The sequence below is a fragment of the Mesorhizobium sp. B263B2A genome, assembly GCF_020165775.1.
GTDB lineage: Bacteria > Pseudomonadota > Alphaproteobacteria > Rhizobiales > Rhizobiaceae > Mesorhizobium > Mesorhizobium opportunistum.
Map to the genome: position 1 here is coordinate 1 of NZ_JAIUIU010000048.1, position 18,172 is coordinate 18,172.

Annotated in this window: 18 protein-coding genes; 7 read left to right on the forward strand and 11 right to left on the reverse strand. The window is 64.3% G+C overall.

The features are described from left to right. Nucleotides 1-83 precede the first annotated feature (83 nt). Entirely contained in the window at nucleotides 84-1,625 is a 1,542-nt protein-coding gene (locus LB568_RS33750; RefSeq protein WP_318013312.1) for an amino acid ABC transporter permease/ATP-binding protein, read from the forward strand. Nucleotides 1,626-1,675: 50 nt separating this feature from the next. Next, on the forward strand, nucleotides 1,676-2,800 hold the full coding sequence (locus tag LB568_RS32770; protein ID WP_224732347.1) for an NAD(P)/FAD-dependent oxidoreductase: 1,125 nt from the start codon (nucleotides 1,676-1,678) through the stop codon (nucleotides 2,798-2,800). A gap of 24 nt (nucleotides 2,801-2,824) precedes the next feature. Here the strand turns inward: LB568_RS32770 and LB568_RS32775 are convergent, their stop codons facing one another. From LB568_RS32775 to LB568_RS32820, 10 genes are all read right to left on the reverse strand, one after another. Further along, nucleotides 2,825-3,805 (reverse strand): branched-chain amino acid ABC transporter permease, encoded by a 981-nt coding sequence (locus LB568_RS32775; RefSeq protein ID WP_224732348.1) that lies wholly within the window; start codon nucleotides 3,803-3,805, stop codon nucleotides 2,825-2,827. A 5-nt stretch (nucleotides 3,806-3,810) separates the two neighbouring features. Continuing rightward, nucleotides 3,811-4,707: a branched-chain amino acid ABC transporter permease gene (locus LB568_RS32780; protein ID WP_224732349.1), complete on the reverse strand. Its 897-nt coding sequence runs from the start codon at nucleotides 4,705-4,707 to the stop codon at nucleotides 3,811-3,813. 2 nt (nucleotides 4,708-4,709) lie between these two features. Then, on the reverse strand, nucleotides 4,710-5,420 hold the full coding sequence (locus tag LB568_RS32785) for an ABC transporter ATP-binding protein (protein WP_412033942.1): 711 nt from the start codon (nucleotides 5,418-5,420) through the stop codon (nucleotides 4,710-4,712). After that, nucleotides 5,413-6,150 carry an ABC transporter ATP-binding protein gene (locus LB568_RS32790; RefSeq protein ID WP_013894203.1) on the reverse strand — a complete coding sequence of 246 codons (738 nt, stop codon included), beginning with the start codon at nucleotides 6,148-6,150 and terminating at the stop codon, nucleotides 5,413-5,415. Before LB568_RS32790 ends, LB568_RS32785 begins: the two co-directional genes overlap by 8 nt. 84 nt (nucleotides 6,151-6,234) lie before the next feature. Then, a complete protein-coding gene (locus LB568_RS32795; protein ID WP_013894202.1) occupies nucleotides 6,235-7,461 on the reverse strand; it encodes an amino acid ABC transporter substrate-binding protein in 1,227 nt (408 codons plus the stop codon). A 55-nt stretch (nucleotides 7,462-7,516) separates the two neighbouring features. Continuing rightward, nucleotides 7,517-7,906 carry a nuclear transport factor 2 family protein gene (locus LB568_RS32800; RefSeq protein WP_224732351.1) on the reverse strand — a complete coding sequence of 130 codons (390 nt, stop codon included), beginning with the start codon at nucleotides 7,904-7,906 and terminating at the stop codon, nucleotides 7,517-7,519. A gap of 17 nt (nucleotides 7,907-7,923) precedes the next feature. Then, nucleotides 7,924-8,718, reverse strand: coding sequence for a MoaF C-terminal domain-containing protein (locus LB568_RS32805; RefSeq protein ID WP_224732352.1), 795 nt, complete (start codon nucleotides 8,716-8,718; stop codon nucleotides 7,924-7,926). Between the two features lie 13 nt (nucleotides 8,719-8,731). After that, complete coding sequence (locus LB568_RS32810) at nucleotides 8,732-9,520, reverse strand: SDR family NAD(P)-dependent oxidoreductase (RefSeq protein WP_224732353.1); 789 nt, start codon at nucleotides 9,518-9,520, stop codon at nucleotides 8,732-8,734. A gap of 173 nt (nucleotides 9,521-9,693) precedes the next feature. Beyond that, nucleotides 9,694-10,275, reverse strand: coding sequence for a YceI family protein (locus LB568_RS32815; protein ID WP_013894198.1), 582 nt, complete (start codon nucleotides 10,273-10,275; stop codon nucleotides 9,694-9,696). A 41-nt stretch (nucleotides 10,276-10,316) separates the two neighbouring features. Continuing rightward, nucleotides 10,317-11,210, reverse strand: a complete 894-nt coding sequence (locus LB568_RS32820; protein ID WP_224732354.1) for a hypothetical protein — start codon at nucleotides 11,208-11,210, stop codon at nucleotides 10,317-10,319. Between the two features lie 312 nt (nucleotides 11,211-11,522). Between LB568_RS32820 and LB568_RS32825 the strand changes: the two genes are divergently transcribed. The 4 genes from LB568_RS32825 to LB568_RS32840 all read left to right on the forward strand — a co-directional run bounded on the left by LB568_RS32825 (nucleotide 11,523) and on the right by LB568_RS32840 (nucleotide 16,218). Further along, nucleotides 11,523-13,025 carry an aldehyde dehydrogenase family protein gene (locus tag LB568_RS32825; RefSeq protein ID WP_224732355.1) on the forward strand — a complete coding sequence of 501 codons (1,503 nt, stop codon included), beginning with the start codon at nucleotides 11,523-11,525 and terminating at the stop codon, nucleotides 13,023-13,025. A gap of 1 nt (nucleotide 13,026) precedes the next feature. Further along, nucleotides 13,027-14,613 (forward strand): GMC family oxidoreductase, encoded by a 1,587-nt coding sequence (locus LB568_RS32830; protein ID WP_224732356.1) that lies wholly within the window; start codon nucleotides 13,027-13,029, stop codon nucleotides 14,611-14,613. Between the two features lie 248 nt (nucleotides 14,614-14,861). Beyond that, nucleotides 14,862-15,020, forward strand: coding sequence for a hypothetical protein (locus tag LB568_RS32835; protein ID WP_224732357.1), 159 nt, complete (start codon nucleotides 14,862-14,864; stop codon nucleotides 15,018-15,020). Further along, the gene (locus LB568_RS32840) at nucleotides 15,007-16,218 is read left to right on the forward strand and encodes an alpha-D-ribose 1-methylphosphonate 5-triphosphate diphosphatase (RefSeq protein WP_224732358.1); all 1,212 of its coding nucleotides are present in this window, start codon (nucleotides 15,007-15,009) and stop codon (nucleotides 16,216-16,218) included. The genes LB568_RS32835 and LB568_RS32840 overlap by 14 nt, the downstream gene beginning before the upstream one ends. A gap of 123 nt (nucleotides 16,219-16,341) precedes the next feature. Here the strand turns inward: LB568_RS32840 and LB568_RS32845 are convergent, their stop codons facing one another. After that, nucleotides 16,342-16,542: a hypothetical protein gene (locus tag LB568_RS32845; protein ID WP_224732359.1), complete on the reverse strand. Its 201-nt coding sequence runs from the start codon at nucleotides 16,540-16,542 to the stop codon at nucleotides 16,342-16,344. 571 nt (nucleotides 16,543-17,113) lie between these two features. On the opposite strand from LB568_RS32845, the gene LB568_RS32850 reads away from it, so the two are divergent. Next, entirely contained in the window at nucleotides 17,114-18,103 is a 990-nt protein-coding gene (locus tag LB568_RS32850) for a substrate-binding domain-containing protein (protein WP_013894192.1), read from the forward strand. Nucleotides 18,104-18,172: the final 69 nt, after the last annotated feature.

Sequence of the window (18,172 nt, forward strand, 5' to 3'; positions counted from 1 at the left end):
CCGGCCCCCCCCCCCCCCCCCCCCCCGGACACGCTCTCGCGCCGGGTTTTTGGCTGCGCGAACGGAGCAATGGAAAGGGTCGAATGAATTGGCTTGAAAACCTGCGGCGCAGTTTCCTCGACTGGCAAGCCATGGCGGACGTGCTGCCGAGCATGATCACCATCGGGCTGAAGAACACCTTGATCCTCGCCGCTGCGTCCACGGTGATCGGTGTTGTCCTCGGCATGATCCTTGCTGTCATGGGCATCTCGCAATCACGCTGGCTGCGCATCCCGGCCCGGGTCTATACCGATATTTTCCGGGGTCTTCCGGCGATCGTCACGATTCTGCTGATCGGCCAGGGCTTCGCCCGCATCGGCCGTGAAATCTTCGGGCCTTCGCCCTATCCGCTCGGCATTCTCGCCCTCAGCCTGATTGCCGGCGCCTACATCGGCGAAATCTTCCGCTCCGGCATCCAGAGCGTCGAGCGCGGACAGATGGAAGCCTGCAGGGCGCTCAGCATGAGCTACGGACAGGGCATGCGGCTGATCGTGGTCCCGCAAGGCATCCGCCGCGTCCTGCCGGCTCTGGTCAACCAGTTCATCGGCAACGTCAAGGATTCGAGCCTGGTCTACTTCCTCGGCCTGCTCGCGTCGGAGCGCGAGATTTTTCGTGTCGGCCAGGACCAGGCGGTGGTCACGGGAAACCTGTCGCCATTGCTCCTGGCTGGCGTGTTCTATCTCGTCATCACCGTGCCGTTGACCCACGTTGTCAACTACATCGACAACTCGCTGCGGGTCGGAAAGCAAAAGGCAGGCCTCGTCACCAGCGGCCTCGCCGAGGTGAGCGAACTGGAAAGCGCGATCGGCGGTCCATCTTCGCAGACCAGCCCCGACGGCAGCCCGGCGCTTCCCCGGTTCAAGGGCGGTAGTCTCGCCATCACTGATCTCGACATGGCCTATGGCGATCTCGATGTCCTCAAGGGGGTCAGCCTGACGGTCAAGCCGGGCACGGTCACATGCGTCATTGGTCCGTCGGGTTCAGGCAAGTCGACCCTGCTGCGCTGCCTCAACCGCCTGGTCGAGCCCATGGGCGGCGACGTGCTGCTCGATGGCGCGAGCATCCTGGCGATGAAGCCCGAAAAATTGCGCCGGCGTGTCGGCATGGTGTTCCAGCAATTCAACCTGTTTCCCGACCACACAGCCCTGGAGAACGTCATGCTGTCCCTGACCAAGGTCAAGGGCATTCCGGTGCCGGAGGCCGAGCGCATCGCCGAGGCGCGCCTGGCCGATGTTGGCCTTGCCGCCCGCAAACACCATCGTCCCGGGAGCCTTTCCGGCGGCCAGCAGCAGCGTGTGGCAATCGCCCGTGCGCTTGCCATGGACCCGGAGGTCATCCTGTTCGACGAGGTAACGAGCGCTCTCGATCCCGAACTGGTGAAGGGCGTCCTCAACCTGATGGCGGACCTAGGCCGCCGCGGCATGACGATGGTCGTCGTGACCCATGAAATGGGCTTTGCCCGCAAGGTCGCCGATCAGGTCGTCTTCATGGATGAAGGCCGCGTCATCGAGGCCGGGACGCCTGCCGCGATCTTCGACACTCCGAAAAGCGCGCGTCTGAAGCACTTCCTTGCCGAAGTGCTTTGATCGCACCACCGCATGGCCCAATCCACCTCCACACAGCGAAAGAACATCCCATGGCTACATCACATTCGGTCGCAAAGGTCGTCGTTGTCGGGGGCGGTATCTTCGGCGTCTCCTCGGCCGTTCATCTTGCACGGCTCGGCATCGAAACCGTCCTGGTCAATGACGGGCCGCTTGCCAAGGGAGCTTCAGGCCGCTCGCTCGCCTGGCTCAATTCCGCCCGCAAGCGGTCGGCTGAATACCATCGCCTGCGCATGATCGGTATCGATCGCTATCGGACGCTGTCGGCGAGATATCCGGATGCTGCCTGGCTGCGTTTCGACGGCGGCCTGACATGGGATGCGGACAGCGCCTCAAACGAGATCGCGGATGTCTTCGCTCATGAGAAAATTCTTGGCTATGACGCGCAGCTTCTGTCCGCGGGCGCCATAGCGTCGGTCACCCCGGGTGTCGCTGCAGATGCTGTCACGCCCCAGGGCGCGATCTTCAATCCGGGTGAAGGGTGGGTCGACCTGCCGTCGCTGATCGAGCTATTGATTGGGGAATTCACGGAGCGCGGCGGGCAACTGGTCACCGATGCCGGAAGCGCGGCGGTCACGGTCGTCGACGGCCGCGCCACCGGCGTCACCACGACAAGCGGCATCAGCTTCGCCGCCGACGCGGTGCTGTTGGCGACCGGCGGTGCTGTGCCGCGAATGGTCGCGGACTCCGGCCAATATATTGCCGACGGGACGCCGATCGCGCTGCTGGTCAGGACCAAGCCGCTGCACTTGCCCCTTCGGGCCGTGCTCAACACGCCGCGTGTCGCCATCCGCCCGACGCCGGGCGGAGCCCTTGCGCTCGATTCCGCCTGGTCGGAAGAAGAAGTGGTCATCAATCCGGACGGTACTTATGGCGTGAAGGATTCGACCCTTCAGGGGCTTCTCGACGAAGCCTCGAAGGTTCTCGAGGGCCATCCGAAGCTGGAGCTGGAAAGCTATGGCGTCGGCCCCAAGCCGATCCCCGCGGACGGCGATCCGGTATTCGGCCAATTGAAGGACATCAAGGGATATTACGTCGCCTTCAGCCACAGCGGTGCAACGCTTGGCCTGATCGCCGGCGAGTTGCTTGCCGGCGAGATCGCCACCGGAAAGGAGCACCCGCTCCTTGCAAACTTTCGGCCGGCTCGGTTTTCTTGAGGGTCGTTGCAAATCTGAACCGCGTCACGCCACCCTCCCCGCAAAACTTCGCATCAGCCCCTTCGGCAGGAACAGCATCGCCAGGATGATCGTCAGGCCCGAGATCACCGGGTGATAGTCCGGCACCACGATCCGCGCGAGGTCGAACACCGCGTACATCACGAAAGCACCGAGGATCGGGCCGAGCAGCGTGCCGGTGCCGCCGACCACGGTCATCATCAGCGGCAGCAGCATCCAGTCGAGGGCGAACACTGAGTCCGGGCCGACATGGAAGATGTAGTAGGTGTAGAGGCTGCCCGCGATGCCGGCGATGAAGGCGCTGCCGGCGAAGGCGGCGACCTTGACCCTGAGCGTGTCGATGCCGTTGGCCGACGCCGCCATCTCGTCGTCGCGCACGGCGATCAGCGCCAGCCCGTAGCGCGAGCGCATCAAGAAGCGGATGGCAAGTGCCGTGCCGACCATCAGGCCGAGTCCGACCAGATAGTGCGGCAAGAGCGTGTCGAAGGTGCTGGCGGGCGCCACCACGCCGAAGGCGCCGCCGGTGAAGTCGCCGCCATTGATGAACATCACCTTGACGATCTCGCCGAAGCCGAGCGTGCCCAGCGCGAAATAGTCGCCGCGCAGCTTGGACAAAAGCGGCAGGCCGATGATGATGGCGGCAACAGCCGCCACCAGTCCGCCCAGCACCATCGTCACCGGGTCGAAATAGTAGATGCGCGGATAGGCGTCATAGAGCGAGCCCCAGAGATAGTTGCCGCTCCACAGGATGGCGGTGGTGTAGGCGCCGAGCCCGAAGAAGGCATGGTTGCCCAGGCTGATCTGGCCGCCGAAGCCGGCAACCAGGTTCCAGCCCTGCGCCATTATGGCGTAGACGAAGACGAAGAACAGGAACGAGAAGGCGTAACTATCGATCGCGCCGGGCAGCAACGGCACCAGGGCGAGTGCCACGACGACGGCAATGGCAATTCCCGCCTTGGCTTGGTTGTTCCAGGTTTGCTTCAGCATGGTGCTCAAGCCTTCTTGTAGGGCCGGCTGAACAGGCCTTCCGGCTTGAACATCAGCACCGCCAGGAACACGCCGTAGGCAATCGCGTTGGTCCAGCCGCCCGAGATGAAATACTGCACATAGGCCTCGATGAGGCCGAGCAGCATGCCGCCGGCAAGCGCACCGGCGACATTGCCGATACCACCCAGCGCCAGCGCCACCAGCGCCTTCAGGCTGAAGATGAAACCGGCGAACGGGTTGAACGGGAAGGTGGTCGCGACCGCCACACCGGCCGCTCCCGCCAGCGCGATGCCGATGGCAAAGGCAATCGCATTGACGCGATGCGGGCTGATGCCCATCAGCGTCGCCGCTTCCATGTCTTCGGACGCCGCGCGCACCGCCTTGCCGACCAGCGTCTTGCGCAGGAACAACACCACCAGCCCGGTGCCGGCGAGTGCGATCAGGAAGCCCATGGAGCGGGTGAAGGAGGTGCGCACGCCCAATATCTCGATACCGCTCGCCGTGTAGGAAGTGACGATCGCTGCGGTATTGCCGCCCCACACCACCGTCATCAGGTTCTGGATCAGGAACATCAGGCCGACGGCGATCAGCAGCGAGATGTTGCGGTCCTCCGCTGCGGCTGCCTTGCGGAACAGGCCCTGGTAGATCAGCCAGCCGACGACGAGCCCGACCGGAATGACGATCAGCAGCGACAGGAACGGGTCGATGCCCAGCCCGTAGAACAGCGCCCGCACGAAATAGGCGGCCAGGATGATCATCGCGCCCTGCGCCAGGAAAATCAGCCGCATGGTGCCGAAGATGAGGCTCAAGCCAACGGCGGCGACGCCATACATGGCGCCGCCCAGCGCGCCGTTGAGCGACAGTTGCAGCAGGATGTCGGGAGGCGGAATGTTGAACGTCATCACTACTCCAACACGCCCATATAGGCCTTCTGGATTTCGGGATCGGCAAGCAGTTCGGCGCCCGTGCCTTGCATGGCGAGCTCGCCGGTCTTCAGCACGAAGGCATAGTCGGCCACCTTCAGCGCCTGGTGGATGTTCTGCTCGACGAGCAGGATGGTGACGCCTTGGCTGTGCAAGGTCCCGATCAGCGCAAACATCTGCTGCACCACGATCGGGCTGAGACCCAGCGACGGCTCGTCGAGGATGAGCAGCGATGGGTCCGACATGGTGGCGCGAGCGATCGCCAGCATCTGCTGCTCGCCGCCCGAGAGCGAGCCGGCCTTCTGTCCTGCCCGCTCCTTCAGCCGTGGAAACAGCGAATAGGCCTTTTCCAGAGATTGCTTGAAGCGCTTCCGCACCTTGGGCTGGAAGGAACCGAGTTCGAGGTTCTCCAGCACCGTCATCTGCCGGAACAGGCCACGCCCTTCCGGCACATGCGCAATGCCCATGCCGGCGATCTCCTCCGGCGCCTTGCCGGCCAGCGGCGCGCCGGCGAGGAAGATCTCGCCGCGCTTCGGCTTGAGCAGGCCGGAGATGGTCTTCAGCAGCGTCGTCTTGCCGGCGCCATTGGCCCCGACAATGGCGACGATCGTGCCAGGGTCGACATGGATCGACACGCCCCACAGCGCGCCGACATCGCCATAGGCGACTTCCAGATTGTTCACTTCAAGCAGCCGGTTCGCCAAGATAGGCCTCTATCACTTTGCGGTTGGCGACGATCTCGCGTGGGGTGCCGTCGGCGATCTTCTCGCCATGGTCGAGCACGATCACCCGGCTGCACACTTTCATGATGGCGTCGACCTTGTGTTCTACCCATAGGATCGACACGCCACGCTCGTTGCGCACGCGGCGGATGACATCGACCATGCGCTGGATCTCGGTCGGGTTCAGCCCCGCCATCGGCTCGTCGAGCAGGAGCAGCGCCGGGCTGGACGCGACTGCCCGCGCGATCTCCAGCAGCCGCCGGTCGGACAATGTCATATGCGCGGTCCGGACATCGCGTTTCGCAGTCAGGCCGACCAGTTCCAGCGCTTCCTCGGCCGCGGCAGTGGCGTGCCTGACGCGCCCGCCACCGCCATAGACCGCGCCGACCATGATGTTCTCGAACGCCGTCATGGTCAGGAAGGTGCGCACCAGCTGGAAGGTGCGCGCGATGCCGAGCCGGCAGATGCGATGCGGTGCCGTGCCGGTGATGTCGCGCCCACGAAACCGGATACGCCCTTGTGTCGGCGTGTAGAGTGCGGTGATGAGGTTGAACAGCGTCGACTTGCCGGCGCCATTGGGACCGATCAGCCCGATCAGCTCGTTGGCGCCGACGGCGATGTCGATGTTGTTGAGCACGACGAGCCCGCCGAACCGCTTCTGTACCGCCTCGAGGCGAAGCAAGGTTTCGTCGGATTGCATCGTGTTTCCGTTCTCCAGTCTGTCGTCAAGGATGCTGGGGCGGACACAGAAGCCGCGCCCGCCCCATTCCGCCGCACCGATTGCTCAGCGCTTGTCCCAGGCCGGTGCCGGCTTGTAGGTCCAGTTGCCGTCCGGGTAGATCAGCTGGTGCTTGCCTTGCCACCATTGCGTGGCGACGCTGGGGATCAGGGCAAAGCCGGTCTGGTCGAATTTGAGATCGCCGACCACCGTGTCCTTGAATTCCTGGTTGAAGATCGCCTCATGCAGCGCGTCGGCGTCGGTGGAACCCGCCTTCTCGATCGCCTGCGCCAGCACCTGCGCGTTGGCATAGAAGGCGCCGACGGTGACGGAGTCTTTCTTGAACTCGGCCTCGTAGCGGTCGCCGAGCTCCTTGGCGCCCTTGTAAGGGTAGCTCGCCGACCAGAAGCCGTCGGTCAGGATGTAATCGGAATCCGGCCCGAGCGCTTCGTGGAACTCGCCCGTCCAGGTGCCCTTCCAGCCATGCAGATAAGGCACGGAGAAGCCGAGCTCCTTCATCTGGCGCAGCAGCGTCACCGTGTCGGCCGGCGAACCGAACACCAGCATGGCGTCGACGTCTGCCGCCTTGAGCTTGGTGATCAGCGCCGAATAGTCGGTGGCGCCGATCGCCCAGGGATCGTCGACCGCGAAAGTGTAGCCATACTTCTTGGCCGCCGCCTCGAAGGCGCCGCCAAAGCCCTTGCCGTCGGGCGAATCCTCGGTGACCAACGCCGGGTTCTTCGGCTTCTCATTGGCTGGCAGCTTGTTCCAGATCTCGAACGGCACTTCGGCGCCCGGACCCGGGTGGAAGAAGAACAGCGCCGAATATTTGAGCTTCAACGGCTGCCATTCGAACGGGAAGGCCGTCGTGATCATGTAGAACTTCTTGTATTTTTCCGCGACGATGGCACCGGCGATGTTCATCGGCCCGGAATGGGTCGAGAGCAGCGCGTCGACCTTCTGCACCTTGATGAGGTTCTCCAGCGCCGATGCGACCTTGCCTTCCGAGCTTTCGTCGTCGGCGATGACGAGCCGCACCGGCAGTTTCTTGCCGGCCGACTTGACCATGATGCCGCCGGCCTTGTTGATGTCGGCCACCGCCTGCTCGTAGGCCCACTTCTGCTCCTTGCCGTCGCCAGCCAGCGGCCCGGTCAGGGAGATCGGCGCACCGATGACGATCTCGGTATCGCCGGCATTCGCCATACTGGTGCCGCCGGCCGCGAACACGGCCGACAGGGCCAGGCCCGCCAGCATTCTCTTCCCCGCCAGCATTGCCTTCAGACTGTTTCCCATTTCATCCTCCCAGGTTTTCATCGGGCGGGCGCGTCAGCGCGCCCGGCCGCATGTCTCAGGCTGTCGCTGCCGCGACCAGCCTGGTGTCGGTGAACTGCTCGAAACTCAGCACTTTGCCGTCCTCCATCTCCCAGACATGGACGACGCGCGCCGACATCGGCTTGCCGGTCTTCTTGTAGGTGCCCGAATAGGTGCCGATGCCGACGATGGTGGTGCCGCCGTCGACCAGCTTTTCGAGCTTCAGATTGTAGCCGTCCCACTCCTCGCCGATGCGCTTGAAGACGCCCGCTATGATGGCGTCGGGGCCGACATAGGTGCCGGCATAGGGAAAGCCAGCCATTTCGGTCCAGGCGGTGCGGCTGGTGATCGGCGCCATCATCGCGGCCAAATCCATGGCGTCGGAGCCGGCGTAATGCGCCTTGATCGCTTCGTAGTTCTTGTTCATGGCGTTCTCCCGCGCGGTCAGACCGGCGCCTTGCCTTCGTCGTAGACGGTTCTGGATTTCTTCTCGATGTGAGCGCCGGCCGGCTTGTTCTCGACCTTGCCCTGGCTGGTCACGCCAAGGAATTTGCCGGTCGAGCGCATCGTGTCCCAATTGTAGAAGAACAGCGACGCGACCGGGATGATGAACTCGCGGAAACCGAACACATACTGGTTCTCGGCGAACTTCCAGGTCGTCGCCAGATCGACGTCGCCATGGCCGCGCTGCACGCCGACGAGATTCTGCCAGGCATAGCGCTCGGCGCTCAGATAAATATGCTCGTAGACGTGGTTGGGACTGTAGGTGTAGTGCGCGGTGAGCCCGATCAGATCCCGGGTCGGTGCCGGCACGATGCCGGTCGGCGCCACGCTGGGGTCGCCGAGCACACCGGCCGACCAGGTCTGCGCCACGCGTGGCTCGCCGGGCGCCTCGCCTGCTTCACGCACCCGTTCGCGTACCGACAGCACGCGGCGCGTACTGGTGTTGACGATGAGCGCCTCGTCCTCCGTCGGCCGGGCGGCGAAACTCATGTTGATGAAGAACACGCTGGAGGCGACTTCGAGCGCCTCGTACCAGTCCGCGCCGGCTTCCGTGCCCTCGCTCCACGCCACCGTATCGGCTGACGTGAAGGCCAGGTCGATGGTGCGGCCGGTGTCGAGCGTGATCTTGAAGGTCTGCCCGCGCAACGCTGATGTCGTCGGCAGCCGGTTGGTGGCGATGCCTGCGGCGAAGTCGTCGAAATGCTTCCAGTCGGCCGGCCTGTTCTGGTCGTTCATGGTGCTCTCCACATCAATCGACAAAAGCTAACGTGGGCAGGTCGACGACGGTGGCGCCGCCATCGACCGTCAGGATCGAACCGTTCATCATCGCCGCCTCGTCGGAGGCGACGAAACAGATAACGTTGGACACCTCCTGCGGTGTCGCCGGCCGGCCGAGCGGCACGTCCTTCGTCACCAGCCGATAAGCCTCTTCGATCGAGCCAAGCCCGTGCTTTTCGACGATCATCGCCATCTGCTCGTCGGCCATGTCGGTCGACACCCAGCCGGGGCAGATGATGTTGGTGCGCACGCCCTTGCGGCCATAGTCGCGCGCCAGCGATTTGCCGAAGCCGATGCAGGCATGTTTCATGGTGACGTAGCCGGCCGCGTCCGGCCCGGCGAACAGGCCGGCGATAGAGGCGACGACGACGATGTTGCCTCGGCGCTCGATCAGGTCGGGCAGGCATTCGCGGGCGCAAACGAAGGCAGTGTCGAGATTGGTGCGTGTCGCCAGGCTCCAGGTTTCGTCACTCATCGAGATCGTCGGGCCGACACCATGGCCGCCGGCATTGGCAACGAGCATGTCTATGGGCCCGATCTTGTCATGCACTTCGGCCAGAGCCGCGCGCACCGCTTTCGGATCGGCGGCGTCGCCCTGCACCACCAGCCCGCCAATATCCCTGGTGACGGCCTCCAGCGGCTCGCGCCGCCGGCCCATCAGCACCACCTTGGCGCCGTCGGCCGCCATGCGCCTGGCAACCGCCGCGCCGATGCCGGTGCCGCCGCCGGTAATGAAAGCCGTCTTTCCCGAAAATCGCATTGTTCCATCCCGATCGATGCTGTGCCGGCTGTGCGCCGATCTTCGCCAGGGATAGTGCGGCATCCGCCATTTCGCGTCTTGTCCGAGCGGGAACTTTGTTTTGACTGAGCGCGCACTTCTGCCGGGAAAGCACCGCGCGGCCTGTTGCGAGCCGCACGGCGCCCGTTCGCCAGCTACTTCTTGACCGCCTCGATGTCGATGACGATGTCGACATCGGGACCGAGACCGAAACCGGCGGCTGCCTTGGCCATCGGGAAGTCGGCGGTGCTGACTTTTCCGGTGGCGGTGAACGCGGCCTTGGTCAGCGTCGCGTCCCACGGCGCCGGCGCCTCGTTGACCAGCGTCACGTCGAGCGTGATCTCCTTGGAGACACCGCTGATGCTGAGATTGCCTGATACCTTGCCGGTCTTGTCGCCGACCTTTTCGACCTTGGTGCTTTCGAAGGAGATCGCCGGGAATTCGGCGGCGTTGAAGAAGTCGGGGCCTTTCAGATCGCTGTCGCGCTGATCATAGGCGGTGTGCACCGAGCCGACATCGATCTCGGCCTTGACGCTGCTTTTGGACGGATCGGCCTTGTCCATGACGATGGCGCCCTTTACGGCATCGAACTGTCCATGCGCGATGCCATAGATGCCGTGTTTGATGGTGAAGGTGACCCAGGCGTGCTGGCCGTCGATCTCATAAGTGTCGGCACGTGCCGCCGACGCGAATGCGCAGCAGGCAAAGGCCATGGCCGTCAGTTTTCCTATCGTCACGTATCTCTCCCCATTGTTGATTGTCGTTCTTTGAATCCGCCTCAGGAAAAGCCGAGGGCGGCTCCATGCGGCGCCCACAGGACCGCCGTCAGGATGGCCAGCATCGCCGGTATGGCGATCAGCAGACCGGCAATCAGCGGCCGCAAGGGCCGGACGCCAGGAAGAAGGCCGCGCAGCGCGCCGGGCATCAGGGCGGCCAGGATCAGCGGTAAGGGCGAAAGCATGAGCGCCGCCGGGTTCGCCTTTGGCGCCAGCAGCGCCACCTGGATCAGCACCGTGGCGGCGGCGAAGATGAGGAGCAGCCCGTTGCCTTTGCTCCAGGCGACGGCGGTGCCGCCCCGCAACACCGCGATATGCTGGACAAGGCACCAGCCGCCGGCGAGCGCGGAAAGCGATCCCAGCAATTGCCCGGTGACGATCGAGGCGCCGAGCACCGAGATGATGGCGCCGGCCAGGCACAAAGCGAGCATCGCCGCTGGCACCAGGAACGGCTCCTCGACGGCAGGCGATGGCGAGACCTTCAGGGACATCAGCATCGCGCTGCCGACGATGGCCAGCAGGCCGGCGACGAGGGCGGCGACCATCTGCGGATCGAGCGAACCGCCGGCAACGCGGCGCCAGCCAAGCCACAGCAAGGCGGCCGCAAGCGCGATGGCGATCAGCACGCTCGCCATGGGCGCACTCAGCAGGCGTTCGGGCAACAGGCCGACGACGATGCCGGCAAAAGCGAGATAGATCAGCTTCTGGCTGGCCGCGACCGGCGGCACCACAGGCGGGCCAAGCGTGTCCCAGTAGAAGAACAAGAGCAAGCCGGCCCACAGCAGCGAAAGCACCTGCGCCGGCAGTGCGATCTTTGCCAACAGCGCCATCACCATGCCGAGCACAAGCGGCAGCGCCGCCGTGGTGACCATCGGATTGCCAAGCAATGCGCTCAATTACTCTCCTCCGAGCCAGCCCCTCACCCAATCACCGCTTTGCCCGACTCTCCTCTTCCCGAGGTGAGACGAGAGTTGCGACGTCGCCACCTTCTCCCCAGCGGGGAAGAAGGCGGGATGAGGGAGCGGAGCGGCAAGACCGGGTTGGCGATGATCCATTCTTCAATCTTGACCGGCGAAGGACCGAGCGTCTTGTCCGAGCGGGAACTTTGTTTTGACTGAGCGCGCACTCGCACTGCCTTTGGCTTGAAGCAGGCCGATGCGCTCCATAATCCTCGGCGCAGATGTTCATCAGCAATCGAGGAGGATGGCGTGAACGAGAGAACCGTGCCGCCGATCAGCCCTGCCGCCGCCGCTTTCCTGGCGCGTCCGCATCGGCCCTTCATCAATGGCCGCTTCGTCGATGGCCTCGCCGGTGACGGCCTCGCCGTCGACGATTCCGCCTCCGGCGAGATCGTCGCGCACGTGCCGGAAAGTGGCCCTGAACTGGTCGACCAGGCGGTGCGCGCGGCGCGGGCCGCGCTCGAAGGACCATGGGCATCGATGCGACCGGTCGACCGCCAGAATTTGATGTTGAAGCTCGCCGACGCCGTCGAGGCCGATGCCGACCTCCTTGCAGAGATCGAAAGCATCGAGAACGGCAAGTCGCTCGGCGTCGCCCGCATGCTGAGTGCGGCCGGCACCGTCGACTGGCTGCGCTATTATGCCGGCTGGGCAACCAAGATCGAAGGCTCGACCTTCCAGGTCTCCATCCCGGTACCGCCTGGCGCCAAACATCAGGCGATGACCGTGATGGAGCCGGTCGGCGTCGTCGGCGCCATCGTCCCGTGGAATTTCCCGCTGCTGATTGGCATGTGGAAGATCGCGCCGGCGCTCGCCTGCGGCTGTACCGTGGTGCTGAAGCCGCCGCAGGAAACCCCGCTCGGCCTGCTCCGGCTTGCCGAGCTGATCGAGGCATCGGGTTTTCCGCCCGGCGTCGTCAACATCGTCACCGGCAGCGGCTCCGTCACCGGCGAAGCGCTGATCCGCCATCCCGGCATCGACAAGCTGACCTTCACCGGCTCGACGGAAGTGGGAAAACGCGTCGGCCATGCCGCCGTCGACCGCGTCGCCCGTTTCACGCTGGAACTCGGTTCGAAATCGCCGATGATCCTGCTTGCGGACATGGAGGAAGGCATCGAGCCTTTGGTCGCGGGCCTCGGCATGTTCTTCAACCAGGGCCAGGTCTGCACCTCGGCCTCACGGCTCCTGATCGAGAAGTCGATCTACGACCGCACGCTGGCGCGGCTGGCCGAGATCGCCGACGGCATGACGCTGGGCGCCGGCCGCGACGCCGATGCGCAAATCAACCCGCTGGTCTCGGCCAAGCACAAAAGAAGCGTCGAGGGGTTTGTCGAGCGCGGCCTGGCGGCCGGCGTCGAACGGGTCAGCGGCGCGCGGCCGGTGCCGGCGAAAGGCCATTATGTTGCGCCGACCATCCTGCACAATGTCCGGCCCGATATGGAGATCGTGCGCGAAGAAGTGTTTGGGCCGGTGGTGGCGGCGATGCCGGTCGCCGATCTCGACGAGGCGATCCGCATTGCCAATGACACGCGCTACGGCCTGTCGGCCTCGATCTGGACCCGCGACATGGGCAAGGCGATGACCGCCATCCATGGCCTCAAGGCCGGCACGGTATGGGTCAATTCGCACAACACGCTCGACCCCAACGCACCCTTCGGTGGCTTCAAGCAGTCCGGCATAGGCCGCGAGCATGGCCGCGCCGCCATCGACGGCTACCTCGAGACCAAGACCGTCATCATGCGCTACGCCTGACATGAGCGCAGAGTACGACTACATCATCGCCGGCGCCGGCTCTGCCGGCTGCACGCTGGCCAACCGGCTGGTCAATGCCGGCAAGCGCGTGCTGATCGTCGAGGCCGGGCCTGCCGACAACACGCGGCTCATCGACATGCCCGCCACCTTCGCCAAGGTGATCGGCACGGCGCGCAGCTGGATCTACGAATCCGAGCCCGAGCCGAGCGTCGGCGGACGTCGGCTGCCGGTGCCGCAGGGCCGCACGCTGGGCGGCGGCTCTTCCATCAACGCCATGCTCTACATCAGGGGCCAGCCGCAGGATTACGATGGCTGGCGCGACCTTGGCTGCACCGGCTGGGGCTGGGACGAGGTGTTGCCGGTGTTCCGACGGCTGGAGCGCAACGAGCGGCTGGCCGGCGAGCACCACGGCATCGAGGGCCCACTGCCCGTCTCCGATCCACGCCACCGCCATCCGCTGTCGTTGGCCTATGTGCAAGCCGCGCAACAGGCCGGTTATCGCTACAATGACGACTTCAACGGAGCGCAACAGGAAGGCGTCGGCTTCTACCAGACGACGACCGCGAACGGCGAACGCCAGTCAGTGGCTAAAGTGTTTCTGAGGCCGTTGGCCGGCAACGCCAACCTCACCGTGGTCATCGACGCGCTGGTCACCGGCGTGACACTGGAAAACGGGGCGGCAAGCGGCCTCGCCTACACCACTTCGGACGGCCGCAACCATACAGCGACGGCAAGGGCCGAGGTGATCCTCACCGCCGGTGCGCTGGCGACGCCGAAGCTGATGATGCTGTCGGGACTGGGGCCAGCCGAACATCTGGCCGGGCTCGGTATTCCCGTCATCCGCGACATGCCATCGGTCGGCCGCGACCTGCAGGATCATGTCGCGGTGCCCGTCTATGCATTGACACGTCGACCGATCTCGCTGCTCGGGCAGGACCGCGGCCTGAAGGCACTGCGCCATGGCATCCAGTACCTGCTATTTCGCAGCGGTCTGCTCACTTCCAACGTGGTCGAAAGCGGCGGCTTCTTCGACACTGATGGCGACGGTCGGCCCGATGTCCAGTTCCACGTCCTGCCGGTGATGATCGAAAGCGCCGAGCACGGTTCGATCGAGCGCCACGGCATGGAACTCAACCCTTGTGTTCTTCGGCCAAAGTCGCGCGGCACGGTCGGCCTGCGCTCGCGTGACGCCGCCGACCCGATCCGCTTCACCACCGGCTTCCTGTCCGATCCACATGATCTCGCTCTGCTCCTCGCCGGCATGAAGATTGCCCGCAATATCCTGCGCCAGCCTGCCCTGCAGGCCGTGGTCGCCGGGGAACTGTCGCCGGGTGACGATGCGGATCTTTCCGACCAGGCGATAACGGACCACATCCTCGAACACGCCAAGACCGTCTATCACCCCTGCGGCACCTGCCGGATGGGCACCGACGACGGCGCGGTGGTCGATCCGCAATTGCGCGTGCGCGGCGTACCGCGCCTGCGCATCTGCGACGCCTCGATCATGCCGCGCCTGATCAGCGGCAACACCAACGCGCCCGTGATCATGATCGCCGACCGCTGCGCCGATTTCATCCTGGGCGGGTAAACGGCCGTTCACCTTGGCTTTTGCCGCCTGCGGCAGCACGCTCGAAAGCTGCACGCGCTCGCTGATCCGTTGATGGCCGCCAGCCTGCTGTCCGTGGTGCCGGTCCTGGTGCTATTCCTCGCCGCGCAGGTGAAAAGTAAGCTCCGGGCGCACGCATCACCTATTCCGCTTTCATGTAAATGTCATAAAAATCAAATGGAAACCGGCATTCGGGTGAACTAGAAACATCGGGATGTCCTGGAGAGGTCGTGATCGAAGCGGCGGCAAGCCGGCGCACCGTCGCCATGATCGGCGCCTTCCATCACCCGACGATGTCGCCGAGCTTGTCGCCACCGAAATCCACTTTGAAACCATTTCCCATCTTGAAAACCGCTTCCTTGCAAGAAACATCACATGTGGCTGAGTGACTTCGAAATTGTCCTGCGCGACCGCGTCGTTGCCAATGGCGCCGTCAGGATCGAAAACGGCCGGATTGCCGAAATCCGTGACGAGCCTGTCGAGAATGCCGACATCGAGGGTGGCGGCCGCCTGCTCCTGCCGGGCTTCATCGACATGCATGGCGACATGGTGGAGAAGGAAGTCGAGCCGCGCACCGGCGTCCACGTGCCGATGCGGATCGGCATTGCCGAGCTCGACAAGAAGCTCGCCTCCTGCGGCGTGACGACGGCCTATGCCGCGCTCTCCTTCATCGGCGTCAGCGTCACCAGCGGCGTGCTGCGCTCGGAAGATCATACGTCCGATATCATCGAGACCATTGCCGGGATGAAGGACGATCTGCTTGTCGACCACCGCATCCATGCCCGGTTCGAAGTCACTTTCACCCCCGCGATCGCCATGCTGCAAAGGCTGATGGATGCAGGCAAGCTGCACCTCATCTCCTTGATGGACCACACGCCCGGACAGGGACAATACCGCGACGTCGAACTCTACATCGCCCGCATCGCCAAGGAGCGTGGCATGTCCGTTGCCATGGCCTCCGAGATCGTCGGACAGCGGATGGCCGGCCGCGAGGGCCAGGGCGATGTACTCAATGCGCTGCAGGATCTGTCGGCCCGCGCCCGCGCCTGCGGCATCGTGCTTGCCTCGCATGACGACGACACGCTGGAAAAGGTGGAACTGGTCCATGGCCTGGGCGCCGTGCTCAGCGAATTCCCGGTGACGCTCGAAGCGGCGCAGGAAGCCCGCCGGCTCGGCATGCACACCGCAATGGGCGCGCCCAACGCGCTGCGCGGAGTCTCTTATTCCGGCAATCTTTCCGCCCGGCAGGCCTATGAGGCGGGATTGCTCGACATGCTGGCCAGCGACTACCATCCGGCCTCGATCCTGCCGGCCGTGCTTGGCCTGGCACAGGTGCGCGACGGCGGCCTGGCGGCGGCGGCCGCGCTGACAAGCGCCAACCCGGCCGCGGCGCTCGGGCTCACCGATCGCGGCGCCATCGAGCCGGGGCTTCTGGCCGACCTGGTGGTTGCCGACCGCCAGCCGGTGGCACGTGTCCGCGCCACCTTCCGCGCCGGCCGCATGATCTACGGCGACGGCACGCTGGCGCCAGCCCTCAAGGCAGAACGTTTCGAAGAGGCCGCCGCTGGCCGTTACCGGCTGGCCTGAGGCGCTTTTCCTGGAATTGCCTCAGAGCAGTTCACCGTTTAACGGAAACGGTGAACTGCTCTAACTCTTTGTTTTGACGCAATTCCGGACGGAAAGCCGTTTCACACTTTTCCTGGAATTGCCTCAGAGATCGAGCACCACCATCATGCCGCGCACCTCTGCCATTTCCAGCAGCAGATCCTGCAGGCTCTCAACGGTCAGTGGGACACCGGTTATCGCCAGCAACTCCGCGATACTCTCCTTCATCGAAATGACGGCAACCCCGGTTTTCTTGGAAAGCATCCGTCCGATGGCTGCGCGGATATGGGCATTCTGTTCAGGCATGATCTCCTCTCATGCTGTGAGATCGGCACGGTTTCCCCCGACAATATGCTTTTGACGCAACTTCCGCGAGCTTTTGCTTACGTCTGCAATCCATCTTGTTGATGATCGTCCAAATCATCTCGTCGACCGTCATCTGGGCCGGAATTGGCATCGTCATGGGCTCGACAGCCGCTCAGCATCGAGAGCGACGGCAACATCGGCTCACCCAGTGCCTTTTTGCCGGCCACGATTTTTGCCGGCAGTGAGCAACTGATCGCAGGGCATGCGACCCGGCACGTGGACGGCGTCGCCGAAATCACTGCGCACCATTTTAAATCTTGACGCGTGTCAATTTTTTATAAAACATGCGGAAATGCTGACGGGACTAGGTCAGCACTCTGGGAGGAGAAATGCCTGGCATGAAAAAGGTCCCGATCGGGTCCGGACTCCGCGAAACGCATGGCGCTCGCCGGGCTGTCGGTCGCGACGTTGCCAATGCCGGCCGGGCTCTCGCAGCACCAGCCACGGGCGTGCCGTGCGCAACGGCTTGCCAATGAGACATGATCAGACAATCAAAAGGTGGAGGAACAGAATGCGCATCTTCAACGGCCTTGCGCTCAGCGCAGGTCTGCTGGCTACAATCGCTCCGGTGTCGGCCCATGCCGAGGACGCGGCAAAGGTCGCGGCCATCGTCAAAGGCCTCGACAACCCCTTCTTCCAGACCATGCAGAAGGGCATCGAGGAGCAGGCCAAGGCAAGCGGCGTCAATGTCAGCGTCCAGGCTGCCGCCAACATGGGCGACGCCACAGGCCAGGCTGACCGCCTGACCGCCATGGCCATGCAGGATTTCGATTGCTACCTGGTCAACCCGATCAGCGTCTCCAATCTCGTCCAGGCGCTGGTGCCGGTCGCCCAGAAGAAGAAGCCGATCGTCAACATCGACTCGACCATCGACGCCGAACAGGCCAAGGCCGCCGGCTTTGCCGTCTCGACCTATATCGGGACCGACAACGTCGCCGCCGGCGCGTTGGCCGGCGAGGAAATGTTGAAGCTGGTGCCGAAGGGCTCGAAGGTCGCGCTGATCGCCGGCATCGTCGGCGACGTCGGCTCCAATGCCCGCATCAAGGGCTTCAAGCAGGCCGTCGAAGGCAAGCTCGAGGTCGTGGTGATGGTCAGCGCCGATTGGGATCGCGAGAAGGCGCTGACGGCGGCCACCGACATCCTCGCCGCGCATCCGGATCTCGCCGGCTTCTTCGCCGCCAACGACATCATGGCGCTCGGCGTCGAACGCGCCGTGCAGACTTCGGGCAAGGACGTCAAGGTGATCGGCCTCGACGGCATTGTCGATGCGCTGAAATCGATCGCCGCTGGCGAACTCTCCGCCACCGTCGCCCAATATCCCTATGTCGTCGGCGCCATGGGCCTCGAAGCTTGTGCCGTCGCCGCCAAGGGCAAGGAACTGCCAGCCAATGTGCCGGCGCCGGTGCTGCTCATCAACAAGGACAATGCCGAGGCCTCGATCAAGAATTTTCCGCGCCCCGGCGGCGACTATCCCGATCCCTTCCGCGAGATGCTGAAGTGAGCAGTTCCAACAACAACGCGCCCGCCGCCCATTCGGCGGGCGCGGCGGGGGGGGGGGGGGGGCGCCCGC